Annotated in this window: 11 protein-coding genes and 1 pseudogene; 1 reads left to right on the forward strand and 11 read right to left on the reverse strand. The window is 69.0% G+C overall.

Annotated features, from left to right (window positions below):
• Positions 1 to 38: 38 nt before the first annotated feature.
• Complete coding sequence (locus tag AASM09_RS21390) at positions 39 to 2759, reverse strand: bifunctional acetate--CoA ligase family protein/GNAT family N-acetyltransferase (RefSeq protein WP_049426730.1); 2721 nt, start codon at positions 2757 to 2759, stop codon at positions 39 to 41.
• Positions 2760 to 2876: 117 nt separating this feature from the next.
• Positions 2877 to 4247, reverse strand: coding sequence for a magnesium transporter (gene mgtE, locus AASM09_RS21395; protein WP_100443719.1), 1371 nt, complete (start codon positions 4245 to 4247; stop codon positions 2877 to 2879).
• A gap of 344 nt (positions 4248 to 4591) precedes the next feature.
• Between mgtE and AASM09_RS21400 the strand changes: the two genes are divergently transcribed.
• On the forward strand, positions 4592 to 6370 hold the full coding sequence (locus tag AASM09_RS21400) for a monovalent cation:proton antiporter-2 (CPA2) family protein (RefSeq protein WP_049431716.1): 1779 nt from the start codon (positions 4592 to 4594) through the stop codon (positions 6368 to 6370).
• Between the two features lie 95 nt (positions 6371 to 6465).
• On the opposite strand, the gene AASM09_RS21405 is transcribed toward AASM09_RS21400, so the two are convergent.
• The 9 genes and pseudogenes from AASM09_RS21405 to AASM09_RS21445 form a co-directional block, all read right to left on the reverse strand.
• Positions 6466 to 9804 carry an ankyrin repeat domain-containing protein gene (locus AASM09_RS21405; RefSeq protein WP_049431713.1) on the reverse strand — a complete coding sequence of 1113 codons (3339 nt, stop codon included), beginning with the start codon at positions 9802 to 9804 and terminating at the stop codon, positions 6466 to 6468.
• The gene (locus AASM09_RS21410) at positions 9797 to 10057 is read right to left on the reverse strand and encodes a YcgL domain-containing protein (RefSeq protein WP_049431711.1); all 261 of its coding nucleotides are present in this window, start codon (positions 10055 to 10057) and stop codon (positions 9797 to 9799) included. The genes AASM09_RS21405 and AASM09_RS21410 overlap by 8 nt, the downstream gene beginning before the upstream one ends.
• A 160-nt stretch (positions 10058 to 10217) precedes the next feature.
• Positions 10218 to 10658 carry a hypothetical protein gene (locus tag AASM09_RS21415; RefSeq protein ID WP_049431708.1) on the reverse strand — a complete coding sequence of 147 codons (441 nt, stop codon included), beginning with the start codon at positions 10656 to 10658 and terminating at the stop codon, positions 10218 to 10220.
• A gap of 62 nt (positions 10659 to 10720) precedes the next feature.
• Positions 10721 to 11958: pseudogene (locus AASM09_RS21420) on the reverse strand (beta-ketoacyl-ACP synthase).
• On the reverse strand, positions 11958 to 12689 hold the full coding sequence (locus AASM09_RS21425; RefSeq protein ID WP_049431705.1) for a 3-ketoacyl-ACP reductase FabG2: 732 nt from the start codon (positions 12687 to 12689) through the stop codon (positions 11958 to 11960). Before AASM09_RS21425 ends, AASM09_RS21420 begins: the two are co-directional and overlap by 1 nt.
• Positions 12686 to 13141: a hotdog family protein gene (locus AASM09_RS21430; protein WP_049431704.1), complete on the reverse strand. Its 456-nt coding sequence runs from the start codon at positions 13139 to 13141 to the stop codon at positions 12686 to 12688. The genes AASM09_RS21425 and AASM09_RS21430 overlap by 4 nt, the downstream gene beginning before the upstream one ends.
• Complete coding sequence (locus tag AASM09_RS21435; RefSeq protein WP_049431701.1) at positions 13138 to 14322, reverse strand: beta-ketoacyl-[acyl-carrier-protein] synthase family protein; 1185 nt, start codon at positions 14320 to 14322, stop codon at positions 13138 to 13140. Before AASM09_RS21435 ends, AASM09_RS21430 begins: the two co-directional genes overlap by 4 nt.
• Entirely contained in the window at positions 14319 to 14876 is a 558-nt protein-coding gene (locus AASM09_RS21440) for a DUF3261 domain-containing protein (protein WP_049431699.1), read from the reverse strand. The genes AASM09_RS21435 and AASM09_RS21440 overlap by 4 nt, the downstream gene beginning before the upstream one ends.
• Entirely contained in the window at positions 14864 to 16114 is a 1251-nt protein-coding gene (locus tag AASM09_RS21445; protein WP_049431695.1) for an NAD(P)/FAD-dependent oxidoreductase, read from the reverse strand. Before AASM09_RS21445 ends, AASM09_RS21440 begins: the two co-directional genes overlap by 13 nt.
• Between the last annotated feature and the right edge of the window lie 35 nt (positions 16115 to 16149).

A 16149-nucleotide genomic window follows, 5' to 3' on the forward strand; every position in this document is an offset into this window, starting at 1 on the left:
TCGGCTCAGGCGCAAGACAGCCGAGCGTGGGCTCGGCTCTACAGAGGGGTCTCAGGCACTTCGACCTGCTGCACCGGCAGGGTCACCATCATCACCGTCGGGTCGTCCGGGTCGAGCCTGGTCTTGAAGCCCAGGCTCTGGCACATCGCCAGCATGGTGCTGTTCTCGCGCAGCACCTGGCCCTCGACCACATCCAGGCCCAGCCACTTGGCGTACTCGATCATGATCGCCATCAGCCGCCAGCCGATGCCGTGGCCCTTCAGGTCCGAGCGGATCAGGATGCCGTACTCGCCGCGGTGGTAATCGGCATCGGCGTGCAGGCGTACCGCGCCGAGCATTTCGCCACTGCGCGGTTCGATCGCCACCAGTGCGATCGAGCGCGCATAGTCCAGCTGGGTCAGGCGCGCGATGAATTCGTGGCTGAAGTGCTTCACCGACTGGAAGAAGCGCAGGCGCAGGTCTTCGTCGCTGACCCGGGCGAAGAACGCACGGAACAGTGCATCGTCTTCCGGTCGCACCGGCCGCACGAACGCACGGCCGCCATCGGACAGTTCGATGGTGCGCTCCCACTCCTTCGGATACGGGAATACCGAGAAGCGCGGATGGCCACGTCCCTTGTGCAGGATGCGCGACGGTGCCACCGCCACGCGTGCGTCGAGGGCAAGAATGCCCTTGCTGTCGACCAGCAGCGGATTGATGTCCAGCGTGCGCACTTCGGGAATGTCGGCGGCCAGCTGTGCCAGCTTAACCAGTGCAAGGGCCAGCGCGCGCTCGTCGGCAGCCGGTACATCGCCGTAGGCCTTGAGGATGCGCGAGGCCCGGGTCTGTCCGATCAGTTCATGGGCCAGGCGCAGATCGAGTGGCGGCAACGCCAGCGCCTTGTCGTTGATTACTTCTACTGCAGTACCGCCACGACCGACCACGATCACCGGGCCGAACGTTGCGTCATCGGCAATGCCGACAATCAGTTCACGCGCCTTCGGGCGAACAATGGTCGGCTGCACCAGCAGGCCATCGATGCGCGCGTCTGGTCGCAGCTGCCGCGCACGCGAGAGGATCGCGTTGGCCGCGCTCTGCACTGCCGGAAGCGTCGCAAGGTTCAGGCGCACGCCATCGACTTCCGACTTGTGCGGAATGTCCGGCGACAGAATCTTCAGCGCCACGCTGGCACCACGCTCCAGCAGCGGCTGTGCCAGGTCCATCGCCTCGTGCGCATCGCGCGCGTGCATCACCGGCGCGGAGGGAATGCCGTAGGCCTTGAGCAATTCGTGGGTAGCCAACGGATCCAGCCACTGCTGGCCGTTGGCCAATGCCGCATCGACCAGCGCGCGTGCGGCCACCGCGTCGACACTGAAGTCCTGCGGCAGGCTGGGAGGTGTTTCCATCAGCGCGTTCTGCGCCTCGCGGTAGCGCACCAGATGCTGGAAGCCACGCACGGCTTCGGCCTCGGTCGGATAGGTCGGCACCCGTGCCGCGTTGAGCGTGGCGGTGGCCTGGTCGTCGTTGCCCAGCCACACCGCGAATACCGGCTTGTCGCGGTGATGGCGTGGGCGCAGGCCGAGCGTGCGGGTAAGTGCCTGTGCGGCGTCTGCGGATGAAGTGAATGCGGTCGGCACGTTGACCACCATCACCGCATCATTCTCGTTGTCGGCCAGCAGCGCATCGATGGCGGCGGCATAGCGCTCACCATCGGCGTCGACCACGATGTCGACCGGATTGCTGCGCGACCAGCCCTGCGGCAGCACGGCGTCGAGCTTTTCGACCGTGCTGTCGGACAGGTTGGCCAGCGTCCCACGCAATGCGACCAGCTGGTCCACGGCAAGGCGGCCGACACCGCCACCATTGCTGAGAATCGCCAGGCGACGACCGGGGAACGTCCCCAACCGCCCCAGCGATTCGGCGGCGGTGAACAGTTCGTCCAGCGCGCCCACGCGCAGCAGGCCGGCACGGTTGAACGCGGCGCCGTACACGTCGTCGGCGCGGGCCAGTGCCTGTACATGGGTATCACGACTGCCCGGCTGCACGCGTTCGGCGCGACCGGATTTCACCACCACCACCGGCTTGGCACGCGCGGCGGCACGTGCGGCCGACATGAACTTGCGCGCATCCTTGATCTGCTCGACATAGAGCAGGATGGCGCGGGTGCGGTAGTCGGTGGCGAAGTAGTCGAGCAGGTCGCCGAAGTCGACGTCCATCGTGTCGCCCAGCGACACCACGGCGGAGAAACCCACCGAACGGGCCACGCCCCACTCCACCAGCGCCGCGGCAATGGCGGAAGATTCGGAGATCAATGCGAGATCGCCGGCCTGCGGGAAATGCGCGGCGATGCTGGCATTGAGCCGCGCGTGCGGCGCGATCACGCCCAGGCAATGCGGGCCGAGGATGCGCAGGCCATGCTTGCGTGCCACCGCTTCCACCTGCGCCGACAGCGAGCCCGGGCCTTCACCCAGATGCGCGGTGAGGATGATCGCCGCCTGCACGCCGCGTTCGGCGGCGGTGCGCACCACCTGCGGCACGATCGCCGCCGGTGCGGTGATCACCACCAGGTCCGGCACCCAGTCCACGTCCTTCAGCCGCTTGACCGTGCGGATGCCATCGATCTCGGCATGCCGCGGGTTGATCCACGCCACCTTGCCGGGGAAGCCGGTGCCGCGCAGGTTGCGCATCACCGCGCGGCCAGCCGAGCGCTCGCGCGGGCTGCCGCCGATCACCGCGACCGACTGCGGACGGAACACGGACTGCAGGTGGTAGGTACTCATGCGCCTACGGTAACCAAATTCCAGGGCGATGGGGTCAGATCCCTTTCCTCAGGAAAGGGATCTGACCCCCGCGTGACCGTGGCGCGTGCCCACCAAGGTGGGCACCTACCAGAGCAGTTACAGCAGGGTGCCGTGCAGGATCATCGCGGCGATACTGAAATAGATCACCAGGCCGGTCACGTCCACCAGGGTAGCCACGAACGGGGCCGAGGCACTGGCCGGGTCGAAGCCGAGGCGCTTGAGGATGAACGGCAGCATCGAACCGGACAGCGAGCCGAAGGTGACGATGCCGACCAGCGCCGCGCCGATGGTGATCGCCAGCAGGATCCAGTGCTCGCCATAATCATGCAGGCCGCCGAGCTGCCAGATCACGATGCGCACGATCGCCAGGCAGCCGAGGATGGCGCCCAGCACCATGCCGGTGGGGATCTCGCGGATGGCCACCTTCCACCAGTCGCGCAGGCGCAGTTCGCGCAGCGCCAGGCTGCGGATCAGCAGCGAGGTGGCCTGCGAGCCGGAGTTGCCGCCGGAACTCATGATCAGCGGAATGAACAGGGTCAGCACCACCGCGCGCGCCAGTTCGTCCTCGTAGTGCTGCATCGCGCTGGCGGTCAGCATCTCGCCCAGGAACAGCACGCTCAACCAGCCGGCGCGCTTGCGCAGCATCTCGAAGAAGCCGATCTGCATGTACGGCTTGTCCAGCGCTTCCATGCCGCCGAACTTGTGCGCGTCCTCGGTGGATTCCTCGATCAGCGCATCCAGTACGTCATCGACGGTGACGATGCCAAGCATCTGCTGCTGCGCATCGACCACCGGGATCGCCAGCAGGTCGTGGCGACGGATCAGCCGTGCCACTTCTTCCTGGTCCAACAGCGCGTCCACCGTGACCGGCGGATTGACCTGGGCCACGTCCAGGATCGACTCCTCCGGCAGGCCGGTGATCAACCGGCGCATGGTCACCACCTGCTGCAGCTGCTGGGTGGCCGGGTCCAGCACGTAGATCGCGTACACCGTCTCGCGGGTGCGCTCGACCTGGCGGATGTGCTGCAGGGTCTGCGCAACGGTCCAGCTGGCGGGCACGGCCACGTACTCGGTGGTCATCAGCGCACCGGCGGTGTTCGGCGGATAGCTGAGCAGCTTCTGGATGGTCTGGCGGGCATCGGTACCGAGCAGCGGGATCAGCCGTGCGCGTTCTTCTTCGTCCAGCTCGTGGACGATGTCGGTGGCCCGGTCATCAGCCATCAGCCCGAGCAGTGCGGCGGCGCGGGCCGGCGGCAATGCGGCCACCAGCTCGCCGCTGCGGTGCAGCTCCGGCGCTTCCAGCATCTTGACCGCACGCGGCAACGGCAGCGCAGCCAGCGTTTCCGCGGCGCGCACCAGTTCCAGCGTGTTGAGGAATTCCACCGCGTCGGCGGTGTTGTAGTTCGCCAGCGGCGCGGCCAGGGCGGCGGCATCGGCCACCGGGCGCAGCAATTGCTTCTGGTTCATCGGGTTTGCCTTGTGGGGTGCGACCTCGCGCAACGCCAACGCAGGCAAACCGTCCCGATGTCAGGCGGTGGCCATCGCTGGCGTCGAACGAGGTCGACTTCTACTGTCGCTGGACATGGGTTGGGGACTCCGGGATGCGTGTACTGGCGGACGCGCCGCCAGCGGCGGGCAGTCTGGACCCGTGGGCCATGCAGGTCAACCCGGTCCCGCAACGGCAGCACCCTGCCCCGCAGGTTGTTCTCGTGCGTACACAGACCGGCGCGCATAATGGCGCGGTGGTGTTCGCCACGCTTTCTCCACCCGAACGGACGCACAGCGGGCTCCCCCGATGACCAGGTATTCCCATGCATAGCGGTGGTCTGGAACTGGCCCTGGTGCTGCTGCTGGCGGCGGTCATCGCCGTGCCGGTGTTCAAGAAATTCGGCTTCGGCGCGGTGCTGGGCTATCTGGCGGCCGGCGTGGTGCTGGGCCCGGACGGGCTGGGCTTCGTGCAGGACGCCGACCGCATCCTTGGCGCCGCCGAGATCGGCGTGGTGATGCTGCTGTTCGTGATCGGACTGGAGCTGTCGCCGGCACGCCTGAAGGTGATGCGGCGCTCGGTGTTCGGTGCCGGTGCGGCGCAGGTGGCGCTGTCCGGGCTGGTGCTGGGCGGCCTGCTGCTGCTCGACCACTTCCAGTGGAAGAGCGCACTGGTGGTGGGTGTGGCGCTGGCGCTGTCATCCACGGCGGTGGGCCTGCAGCTGCTGTCCGAGCACAAGGCGATCAACAGCGACCACGGCCGGTTGGGCTTTGCCATCCTGCTGTTCCAGGACCTGATCGCGATCCCGCTGCTGGCGGCCATTCCGCTGCTGGGCGGGGTCAAGAATGAAACCCTGCGCTGGGAAGATGCGGCCGTCGCGCTGGGTGCGCTGGCGGTGGTGATCCTGTGCGGGCGGCCGGTGCTGCGCCGGGTGTTCAGCACCATTGCCCGCACCCGCAGCCCGGAAGTGTTCACCGCCACCGCGTTGCTGGTGGTGCTGGGCACCGCCTGGTTCATGCAGGAAGCCGGCCTCAGCCCCAGCCTCGGTGCCTTCCTGGCCGGCGTGCTGCTGTCCGACTCGGAGTTCCGGCACGAACTGGAATCGCAGATCGAACCATTCAAGGGCCTGCTGCTCGGCCTGTTCTTCATCGCGGTGGGCATGGGCATCGACCTGGACCGCATTGCCGCCGAGCCCTGGCTGATTGCCGCGGGTGTCGGCATCCTGCTGGTGGTCAAGTTCAGCCTGCTCTACGCGGTTGGCCGCGTCGCCCGGCTCAGCCCGCGGCAATCGCTGCTGCTGGGCAGCGTGCTGTGGCTGGGCGGCGAGTTCGCCTTCGTGGTGTTCAACGAGGCGCAGCGCGCGCACCTGCTGGGCAACGCCAACCACGACCGGCTGGTGGCGATCGTCGGCCTGTCGATGGCGATCACGCCGCTGTTGATGATTGCGCTGTTGAAACTGCTCGGCCAGGAGAAAGCCGCGCCGCGCGAGCCGGCCGACGCCGACAAGGTGGCACCGGACAACCGGCCGAAGGTACTGATCGCAGGCATGGGCCGCTTCGGCCAGGTGATCGCGCGCCTGCTGACCGCGCAGAAGGTACCGTTCGTGGCGCTGGAGGCGAACCCGGATACCGTGGCCGACCTGCGCCGCTTCGGCAACCAGCTGTATTACGGCGACCCGACCCGGCCGGAGATGCTGCGCGCGGCCGGCGGCGAGCACATCGATGTGTTCGTGATCACCGTGGACGACCCGGAAACCAACCTGCGTGCGGTGCGCATGGTGCGCCGGCTGTATCCGGACGCGACGGTGCTGGCGCGTGCGCGCAACCGCCAGCATGCGTGGCGGTTGATGGACATGTCGGCCGAGCCGTTCCGCGAGGTGTTCGGCACCAGCCTGGAGATGAGCGGCCGCGTGCTGACCGCGCTGGGCATTGCGCCGAACGTGGCCGAGCGCCACGTGCAGCGTTTCCGCGAGCACGACGAACAGCTGCTGCGCGACCAGTACCTGGTCTACGACGACGAGGCGGCGGTGATCCAGACCTCGCGCGATGCGCGCAACGACCTGATGCACCTGTTCGAGGCCGACGCGGAAAGCGACGACAAGTAGGCGTGCCGGCCAGCGGTCGGCACCCACCCGAGACCGGATCCCAAAGTCTTGGGGTCAGAGCCCTTTCCGTTGGAAAGGGATCCGACCCCGGATCCTCAGCCGTTGTCGCGCAGGAACCGCGCCATCGACGAGACACCCGGCACGCGCGGTTCGAACTCGCCGGCCACATCGATGAAGCCCCGCATCACCGCGATCTCGCGCGGGCTGCGGTTGAGGCTGTCGCGCACTTCCGGATCGGCGCCAGCGCGCAGCAGGCGCTGCACCAGCAGCGGCAGGCCATGCAGCGCCGCCAGGTGCAGTGGACCGAAGCCGCGCGGGTCGCGCACGTCCAAGCTCACGTCTTCGTCCAGCAGGCGTTCCGCCGCGGCCATCACCACCTGCTCGTCGCAGGCGGTCCCGGGCTCGGCGCGGGCGCCCAGCAGCAGCAGCAGCGGCGTGACCGAACCGGCCGCGGCCTGGTCCGGTTCTGCACCGGCCAGCAGCAGGGTGTCGAGCAGCGCGAGCAGGCGCGAACGGTCGCGGGCACTGAAGCCGTACAGCGCGGCACAGTGCAGCGGGCCCAGCTGCTGCGCGTCACCTGCGTGCACGTCGGCACCGGCAGTGAGCAGGCGCGCGACGATGTCCGGCAGGCCCAGCGCAGAGGCCAGCATCAACACGGTCACTCCGCCCGGCAGGCGGTGTTCCAGCTTGGCGCCGGCGTCGAGCAGGGCCGAAACGATATCCACCTGGCGCATGCTGACCGCCGCCGACAGCGGCGTGGCACCACTGGCCGCAGCGTGCTGCGGATCGGCACCACGCGCCAGCAGCAGGTCGGTCACCGCCAGATGGCCGCCACCGGCGGCGCGCAGCAGCGCGGTGCAGCCCTGTGCATCGACCGCATCAACGGCAAAGCCCAGATCGATCAGGCGGCGCACCGCATCGACGTCACCGGCCATTGCGGCGGCCGGCAGATCGGCCTCGCGCAGGGTGCGGCGCGGCAACGGCCACACCCGCCAGTCCAGCCAGTCGGCCAGATCGCCGCGGCCAATCGACAGCGCCACGCCCAGCGGCGTCTGGCCATCGGCGGCGCGGGCTTCCGGCGAGGCGCCGTGCTGCACCAGCAGCTTCAGCGCACCTTCGCGGGCCAGCGCAGTGGCCAGATGCAATGCGGTCATGCCGTGGCTGTCGCGCGCTTCGCGATCCACGCCCGCCTTCAGCAGGGCCTGCTGCAGGCGCAGCCAGCCCAGGCGCACCGCCAGCGAAAGCGGCGGATCACCGGCCGGCGAAGCTGCGAACGGATCGGCGCCACGCTCCAGCAGTTCCAGCGCCAGCTGTTCCAGGCCGCGCGCCGCCTGGTCGTGCTGGGCGCAGGCGGCAAGGAAGCGCGCCAGGCCGCCACGGCCGGCCGGCGACAGGCCACGCTGCAACATCACCTGCAGCGCCGGCACCGCATCGATGCCGCGCGACAGCAGGGCGAACATCGGCGTATCGGAACAGGCGTCGCGCACGTAGGGATCGGCGCCGTGGCCCAGCAGCCAATCAACCGCGCGCGGCTCCAGCGCCAGTTCCGGATCGAGCAGCAGGCCACCCAGTTCTTCCGGCTGGCACAGCTTGGCCAGCGCGGCCATGCCTTCGGTGTTGCCGAAGCCCAGCGCTTCGCGCAGCAGGGTCAGCGGCGGGCGGTCCGGCAGCAGGCCACTGGCACCGGCGGCTTCGCCACGCTCGGCCAGGCCGTCACTGACCGCGGCCGGCAACGGATAGGAGGGATCCAGCAGCGCGACGATCGCCCAGCGGCCGGCTTCGGCAGCGTAGTCCACCGCGCGGCGACCGACCGGATCGGTCGCGTCGGCGGCGATGCCCAGCTCCACCAGGCGCTTGATCAGCAACGGCGAGACATCCTCGGCCATCACCGCCAGCTGCACCGCGTTGCGGCCTTCGCCGTCAACGGCAACCAGGTCCGGCTTGTGCGGCAGCAGGTGTTCGACCACCGCGGCACGCCCGGCACGGGCGGCTTCCAGCCAGGGCGTGCGCCCCAGTGCATCGCGCGCTTCCAGGTTGGCACCGGCGGCCAACAGCACGCCGATGATCTCCACATGCCCGGCCAGCGCCGCCTCGTGCAGCGCGCTGCGGCGCTGGCGGTCGCGGGCGTCGGCACGTGCCTTGTGCTTGAGCAGCAGCTGCACGCCAGCCGGATCGTCGTCTTCGGTGGCAGCGGCGGCCAGGAGCACCGGGGTGCCCTCTGCCGGTTCGCTGCGTGCACCGCGTTCGAGCAGGAAGCGGGCCAGGCGCCAGTTGCCAACCTGGCAGGCCACCGCCAGCGGCGACCAGCCATCGCGGTTCAGCGCGTCGACTTCGGCGGCGGCATCGCGCAGCAGCGCGGCCACACCCGGGTCGGAACTGCGCGCGGCATGGTGCAGCGGCGTATTGCCATCGCTGTCGGTAGCACGCGAGTCGGCACCGTTGGCGAGCAGGGTCATCACCGCTTCGGGGCGGCCATGCCAGCTGTCACGCGTGGCGGCCAGCAACGGCGTCATGCCGCGGTGCGGCGCGTTCACGTCAACGCCGCGGGCGATCAGTTCGCGCAGCAGGCGCAGGTCCGGCAACACCGCGGCCAGCACTGCCAGGCTGCGCTGGTCGCGCCAGTTCGGGTCGGGCAGCGCATACGGATCGGCGCCGGCCTGCAGCAGCTGCAGGCCACGGTCGATGCGGCCATGGCGGGCGGCTTCATACAGTGCCGGGGTCAGCTCCTGCGGTGCCATCGCCTCCAGCGGCGCGGTCTCGGCCGCGGCGGCGAACATCGGTTCGTGTTCGTGGCTGGACGTCGCCAATGGGCTGGAGCGCAACGCCACCAGCGGCGCCGGCTTGACCCGCTGCAGCAGCAGATGCAGCAGCGGTGACAGCAGCACCACCGCCAGCGCGGTGGGCCAGCGTGCGCTTTCCGGCAGCAGGCCCGGCCAGGCGGGCAGCACCACCAGCGCGGCCAGCGCGATCACCAGCGCGGCCACGCCAAGACCGCGCCAGGCGGTCAGGTCGCGACCGGCCAGCGCCTGCCAATGGTGGGCCAGGCTGCCATCAAGCCGTTCGACATCGTTCCACAACGGCCAGGTGCGCCAGGCCGCGAGCAGGCCGGCACTGACCAGCACGCTCAGGCCCAGCACCGCCGCAAGGCTGCCGCTGTCACGCAGTGCGGCCAGCGGCCAGGCCAGCAGCAGCGCCAGCAACACCGGCGCCGCCGACCACAACGCCAGCAGCGCCGGCAGGTCCTGGCGTGCAACCACCTTCAACGGCAGCAGCGCGCGGCTGCGCCGCCACCACGACACGCCCAGCGCGAACACCGGTTGTGCCAATGCGGCAAGGACGGCACCGGCAACGCCGCCCACGGCAGCGCCCAGCGCCAGCAGGGCGCCGGCAGCGAAGGCGATCGACAGGGCGCGCGGACGGGAGGCGTCAGTCATAGTGGCGCGGCATCAGGCTGGCCACCGACGGCGGCACCTGCAGGTAGAACCCGCGCTCGCTCATTTCACTGCGAACCTTGTCCGGGTCGGCCTGGGCCAGGCGGCGCTGGGCATCCAGAGCCACGTCCAGGACGAAAGTGAGCGCACCCAGCGAGGTGAGCAGCGGCGCAGGCAGCGCGCTGAAATCATCGCGTCGGGGAACGTAGACGTAGGTGTCAGGCTTGAGTTGGCTTTTATAGACGTAGGCGTGCATGTCCGCGGGACGATAACCCGGGAAGAGCCATGATTGTGTCGGAAAGCCGACACCGGGGAAAGCCGTCAGCCGACGATGGCGGCGGGATCAACGGCGTTTCCCCGACGGGGTTCAGCAATGTGGCGGCGGCGTTCAGGCAACGCCACCGCCCTGCGGTCGCTTACTTGACCTTGGCGTAGGTGCCCTTCAGCGCCACGCCGGCGACGAAGGTACCGGCCCAGCACTCGTAGTTGGTGCTGCTCTTGAACTCGTTCTTCTTGTAGTAGCTGACGATGTCGACCACCGCGTTTGCACCGCGCGACCTGGCGCCATCCTGCAGCGCGCGCAGCGCCGACAGCGCGACCCAGCGGCAGGCTTCGGCGTCGCTCTTGTTGGCGGCATTGGTCTTCTTGTTGGTCACGTCTTCGCCCAGGCGCTGCTGCACGCCGACCGGCTGGCCGGCCAGGTAGAAGCGCACGCTGCCGTCAATGCCGGCGTCCCTGGCGGCCTGCGAGCTGACCAGCTCCTGCAGGGACTGCTCGAGGCGGGTATCGCGGGCGGAAGCGGTGGAGGTCAGGGCCAGCAGTGCGGTGGCCGTGGCGATCATCAGGGTGCGGCGCATCGGAACATCTCCTTGTCGAGGGTGCGGGTGGGTTGCGGAAAAAGGCGGGATGGGACGGCGGATCATTCGCTCCAGCGGCGGAACACCAGCGAGGTATTGATGCCGCCGAAGGCGAAGTTGTTGCTCATCACGTACTCGGCCTGCAGTTCGCGGCCCTGCCCGGTGATGAAGTCGAGCTGGCCGCAGCGCGGATCGACCTCGGCCAGGTTCAGGGTCGGCGCGAACCAGCCGGCGCGCATCATTTCGATGCTCAGCCAGGCCTCGAACGCACCACAGGCACCGAGCATGTGGCCGACGTAGCTCTTCAGCGAGCTGATCGGCACGCGGCTTCCGAACACCTGCGCGGTGGCCTGGGTCTCGGCGATGTCGCCGTGATCGGTGGCGGTGCCGTGGGCATTGACGTAGTCGATCTGCGCCGGCTCCAGGCCTGCATCTTCCAGCGCCAGGCGCATGGCGGTGGCCATGGTGTCGGCGCTGGGCTGGGTGACGTGCTGGCCATCGCTGTTGGTGCCATACCCGACCACCTCGGCAAGGATGGTGGCGCCGCGTGCCTGCGCGTGCTCCAGGTCTTCCAGGATCAGCGTGCAGGCACCCTCGCCCAGCACCAGGCCATCACGGCCGGCATCGAACGGGCGCGGCGTGGTCTGCGCGCGTCGTTGCGCACGCTGGTGGCGAACAGGGTGTCGAACACCGCCGCAGCGGTGGCGTCGAGCTGCTCGGCACCGCCGGCGACCATCACCGTCTGCTTGCCGCTGCGGATCGCTTCATAGGCCGCGCCCACGCCCTGACTGCCCGAGGTGCAGGCGCTGGAGGTGGTGTAGACGCGCCCGGACAGGCCGAAGAACACGCCGATGTTGACCGGCGCGGTGTGGCTCATCATCTTCAGGTAGGTGGTGGCGCTGATGCCATCGGTGGTGAACTCGTTGAGCATGCGCCCGAACTCACCGGTGGCTTCGTGGCTGCCCGACGAGGAACCGTAGGCCACGCCGGTGCGGCCGCTGCGCAGCACCGGGTGCTCGTGCAGGCCGGCCTCGCGCAGCGCCACTTCGGTGGCGCGCACCGACATGATCGCCACCTTGCCCATCGAGCGGGTGGTCTTGCGGTTGTAGTTCGGCGGCAGCTCGAAGTCCTGCGCCGGCGCGGCCAGCTTGGTGTTCAGGCCGGCGTAGACATCCCATTCGGGCATCGTGCGCACCGCGTTGCGGCAGCTGCGCAGGTGCGCTTCGATGGTCGGCCAGTCATGGCCGAGCGGACTGATCGCGGACGCGCCGGTCACCACTACGCGACGATCGGCGGCCATCAGAGCATGCCTCCGTTCACCGAGATCACCTGGCGGGTGATGTAGCCGGCCGGCTCGGACAGCAGGAACGCCACCGTGGCCGCCACTTCGTCGGGACGGCCGACACGGCCGGCCGGAATCAGCTTGAGCGCGTGTTCAACCACTTCGTCGTTGAGCATTTCGGTCTCGATCAGGCCCGGGGCCACGCAGTTGACGGTGATCTGGCGGCTGGCCAGTTCCAGCGCCAGGGCCTTGGTGGCGCCGATGATGCCGGCCTTGGCGGCACTGTAGTTGACCTGCCCGCGGTTGCCGGCCAGGCCGGACACCGACGACAGGGTGACGATGCGGCCCGGTTTGCGCCGCCGCACCATCGGCATGATCAGCGGATGCAGTACGTTGTAGAAGCCATCCAGGTTGGTGTGGATGACCTGGTCCCAATCGTCGGCCGACAGTGCCGGGAAGGCGCCATCGCGGGCGATGCCGGCATTGCAGACCACGCCGTAATACGCGCCGTGCGCTTCGACATCGGCCTCCAGCACGGCGCGTGCGGCCTCTCGATCGGCCACGTCGAACATCAGCACGCGGGCCTGCTGGCCCAATGCGTGGATCTCGGCCATCACGGCCTGTGCCTCATCCAGGCGGCTGCGGCAATGCACCACCACGTCGAAGCCATCGCGCGCGATGCGCAGCGCAATGGCCCGGCCGATGCCCCGGCTGGCGCCGGTCACCAGCACACTTCGATTCCCTGTCATGCCTGTCCACTCTCCAGATAGGCCATCGCATCGGACGGTTCGAACACCGACACGTTGGCTGTCGCCCATTCGTCCTCGCCCGCCAGGATGCGGCAGGCGAACATCCCCAATCCATTGTCACCCAACAGCTCGCAGCGCGCCTGTACACGCAGTCGCGAGCCGCTGGGGAAGCTGCTGCGCGCGCTGTTGTAGCGGCGGCTGCCGAGCAGGAAACCGAGCTGCGGCGGCTTGCCGGCCGCACGCGCACGGCAGCCGGCCCAGGCCGCGATGGCCTGCGCCATGTACTCGATGCCCACCCAAGCCGGCACTTCGTGGTTTTCCACGAACAGGCCGGCCTCGGGCACCACCAGTTCGGCCTCGATGGCGTCCTGGTCCCAGTGCGTGATGCGCTCCAGCAGGCACATGTCCTGGCGGTGCGGCACCACCTCTTCAATCGCATACAGCATGTTCATCGGCGCTCCAGCGCCAGTACGGCATTGCTGCCGCCGAAGGCGAACGAATTGCTCAGCACCCGCCGCGGCGGCTGTGCCAGGCACGTGGCGGGTGCGACCAGCGTCAGCGTCGGCAGCGCGGGATCGGCCACGCCGTCCCACCAGTGCGGCGGCAGCTGCTGCTGCGGATTCTCGGCCAGCAGGATCCAGCACAGTGCGGCTTCGATCGCGCCTGACGCGCCCAGCGTATGGCCGGTCAGCGGCTTGGTCGAACTGGCCGGAACGCCGTTGCCCAGCACCTGCGAAACCGCAAGGCTTTCCATCGCATCGTTGTGCCCGGTGGCGGTGCCATGCAGGTTCACGTAGTCCACTTCATCGGTGGCCCAGCCGGCGCGCTGCAGCGCCTGCTGCAGGGCATCGATGGCGCCCAGGCCCTGCGGATCGGGCGCCGACATGTGGTGGGCGTCGGCCGATTCGCCCCACCCGGCCAGGCACACCGGACCCGGCTCGCGGGTGAGCAGGAACAGTGCCGCGCCTTCGCCGATGTTGATGCCGGCGCGGTGCTGCGAGAACGGGTTGCAACGCGACGCCGACACCGATTCCAGCGCGCTGAAGCCAGCCACGGTGAAGCGGCACAGCGAGTCGGCACCGCCGGCGATGACCGCATCGACGATGCCGGCGCGCAGCATGCGCGCGGCCGACATCAGCGCCTTGGCGCTGGACGAGCAGGCAGTGGACAGGGTCCAGGCCGGCCCCTGCGCGCCACTGCGCTGGCGCACGAACTGCGCGGCGGTGCCCATTTCCTGCTGGGCGTAGTCGAACCCCGGCGGCCACTGGCCCTGTTCGGCGTGGGTGCGCAGCGCCTGCTCGGATTCACCGATGCCCGAAGTGCTGGTGCCCAGCACCACCGCCACGCGCTCGGCACCGTGGCGGGCGATGGCGGCGCTTACCGCCGGCGCGATCTGCACCAGGGCCACCTCCAGCAGCGCGTTGTTGCGCCCGCGCAGGGCGGCCGGCAGGTCCTCCAGCGCCGGCAGCGGCGTGCGCACTTCGCCCAGCGCCAGGGTGCGCCCCGGCAGCAGGTGGTCGTTGTCGCTGAGCCCGCCCGGCACGTCGGCGAACATCGCCGACGCCACCGCGGCGCGGCCCTCGCCGAGCGCGCAGACCACGCCCAGGTCGTTCAGGTAGATCGGTGCACTCATCGGTCCTGCCCGGCCATGTCGATCGATTCGATGCGCAGTGCATAGCCTTCGGCGCGGTTCTCCAGCTGCACGCTGCCATCGTCCAGCCGTTGCAGCTGCAGCCACACCACGCCATCGCGCGACAGGCTGCGCTGCTGGCCGTCGTCGCTGACCTGCCAGCCGGCCGGTAGCGCGGCAGCGATGGCGGCGGTCGGCCACAGCGCGAACTGCAGGTCATCCAGCACACGCTCGGCACGCACCTGCGGCGGCAACCACGGCGCACGCTGCTGGGTCAGCTGTCGGCCGTCCCATTGCAGGCGCACGCCGGTCTGGCCCATCGCCTGCACCGCCAGCTGTACCTGCTGGGTGTCGGCTTCCAGCAGCGCATCGAGGTCGCGCTCGTGGCTGCCGAAGCGGAAGTGCAGCTGCTGCTGCAGCGCCAGCGGCGCCGGCAGGCTGGTCGGCGACAGGCGCAGCGGCGGCAGCTCCACCTGTGGCTTGGGCATGCGCCCGGCACAGGCGGCCAGCAGCAGGCACAGCAGCAGGGCCGCAGTACGGAAGATCAGGCGCTGCACAGTTCCTCCAGCACGCGCATGCGGCGGCCACTCTCGTCGGCCACATACGGGTTGTTGGTGTCCCAGGCGTATCCGGCCAGGATGGAACTGATCATGTTGCGTACTTCCGGCTGCTGCTGCGGGTGGTAGATGATCTTCTGGAAGCCGCCCTGGTACCAGCTTTCCACGAAGCGACGGAAGGTCTTCACGCCCGCGCGCAGCGGCCTGGAGAACTCCGCCTCCCAGTCCACGGTTTCACCGGCATAGCGGCGCTTGAGGCACTCGCTGGCCAGCTGCGCGGACTTGAAGGCAATGGTCACGCCGGACGAGAACACCGGGTCGAGGAACTCGCCGGCGTTGCCCAGCAGCGCATAGCCCGGGCCCCACAGCGAGCTGACATTGGCCGAGTAGCCGGTGATGCGGCGCACCGGCAGCACCGCCCATTCGGCATTGGCCAGCAGCCCGGTCAGGTTGGGGTCCTCGCCGACGATGGCCTGCAGCTTCTGCAGGTCGTCGCCTTGGTAGCGCTCGAAGAACGACGGCTCGGCGACCACGCCCAGCGAGCAGCAGCCGTTGGAGAACGGAATCGTCCAGTACCAGACGTCGATGTGCTCGGGGTGGGTGGTGATCAGGATCTTGTTGCGGTCGAAGTCCGCTTCGGCCGGGATGTTGTCGCGCACGTGGCAGAAGATCGCGCCGCGCACCGGGAAGTTGGACGGCGACTCCAGCTGCAGCAGGCGCGGCAGCAGGCGCGCAAAGCCGGAGGCATCGAGGATGAAGTCGGCTTCGATGCGGTATTCGCTGCCATCCGGGCGGCGCACGTTCACCGCCGGCTGTTCACCGGGTTCGACCGACAGCACTTCATCACCGAAGCGCAGCGTGGTTCCCATGCGCTCGGCGCCGCGTGCCAGCACGTTGTCGAAGTCGGCGCGCTGCACCTGGTAGGTGGTGCCCCAGCCCGGCGAGAACTTCTTCCGGAAATCGAAGGCGGTACGTGCTTCACCGTGCACGAAAGCCGCGCCGTTCTTGTACTGGAAACCGGCCTCGACCACGTCCTGCAGCAGCCCGGCCGCTTCGATGTACTCCATGCTCTGCGGCAGCAGGCTTTCGCCGATGGAGAAGCGCGGGAACTGCTGGCGCTCCAGCATCAGCACCTGGCGGCCCTGCTGGCGCAGCATCGCCGCGGCGACGGAGCCGGCCGGGCCCGCGCCGATGATCAGGATTTCAGTGCGTTCGACAGCATCCACAGCAGTACTCATCGGGGCGTCCTTGTTGCTCGATCAGAGGGAAAGAA

This window comes from Stenotrophomonas maltophilia, assembly GCF_039555535.1.
Lineage (GTDB): Bacteria > Pseudomonadota > Gammaproteobacteria > Xanthomonadales > Xanthomonadaceae > Stenotrophomonas > Stenotrophomonas maltophilia_Q.

Coding starts and splice junctions, on each gene's coding strand:
- AASM09_RS21390 (WP_049426730.1), bottom strand. CDS start 2,759: ATGAGTACCTACCACCTGCAGTCCGTGTTCCGTCCGCAGTCGGTCGCG.
- mgtE (WP_100443719.1), bottom strand. CDS start 4,247: ATGAACCAGAAGCAATTGCTGCGCCCGGTGGCCGATGCCGCCGCCCTG.
- AASM09_RS21400 (WP_049431716.1), top strand. CDS start 4,592: ATGCATAGCGGTGGTCTGGAACTGGCCCTGGTGCTGCTGCTGGCGGCG.
- AASM09_RS21405 (WP_049431713.1), bottom strand. CDS start 9,804: ATGACTGACGCCTCCCGTCCGCGCGCCCTGTCGATCGCCTTCGCTGCC.
- AASM09_RS21410 (WP_049431711.1), bottom strand. CDS start 10,057: ATGCACGCCTACGTCTATAAAAGCCAACTCAAGCCTGACACCTACGTC.
- AASM09_RS21415 (WP_049431708.1), bottom strand. CDS start 10,658: ATGCGCCGCACCCTGATGATCGCCACGGCCACCGCACTGCTGGCCCTG.
- AASM09_RS21425 (WP_049431705.1), bottom strand. CDS start 12,689: ATGACAGGGAATCGAAGTGTGCTGGTGACCGGCGCCAGCCGGGGCATC.
- AASM09_RS21430 (WP_049431704.1), bottom strand. CDS start 13,141: ATGAACATGCTGTATGCGATTGAAGAGGTGGTGCCGCACCGCCAGGAC.
- AASM09_RS21435 (WP_049431701.1), bottom strand. CDS start 14,322: ATGAGTGCACCGATCTACCTGAACGACCTGGGCGTGGTCTGCGCGCTC.
- AASM09_RS21445 (WP_049431695.1), bottom strand. CDS start 16,114: ATGAGTACTGCTGTGGATGCTGTCGAACGCACTGAAATCCTGATCATC.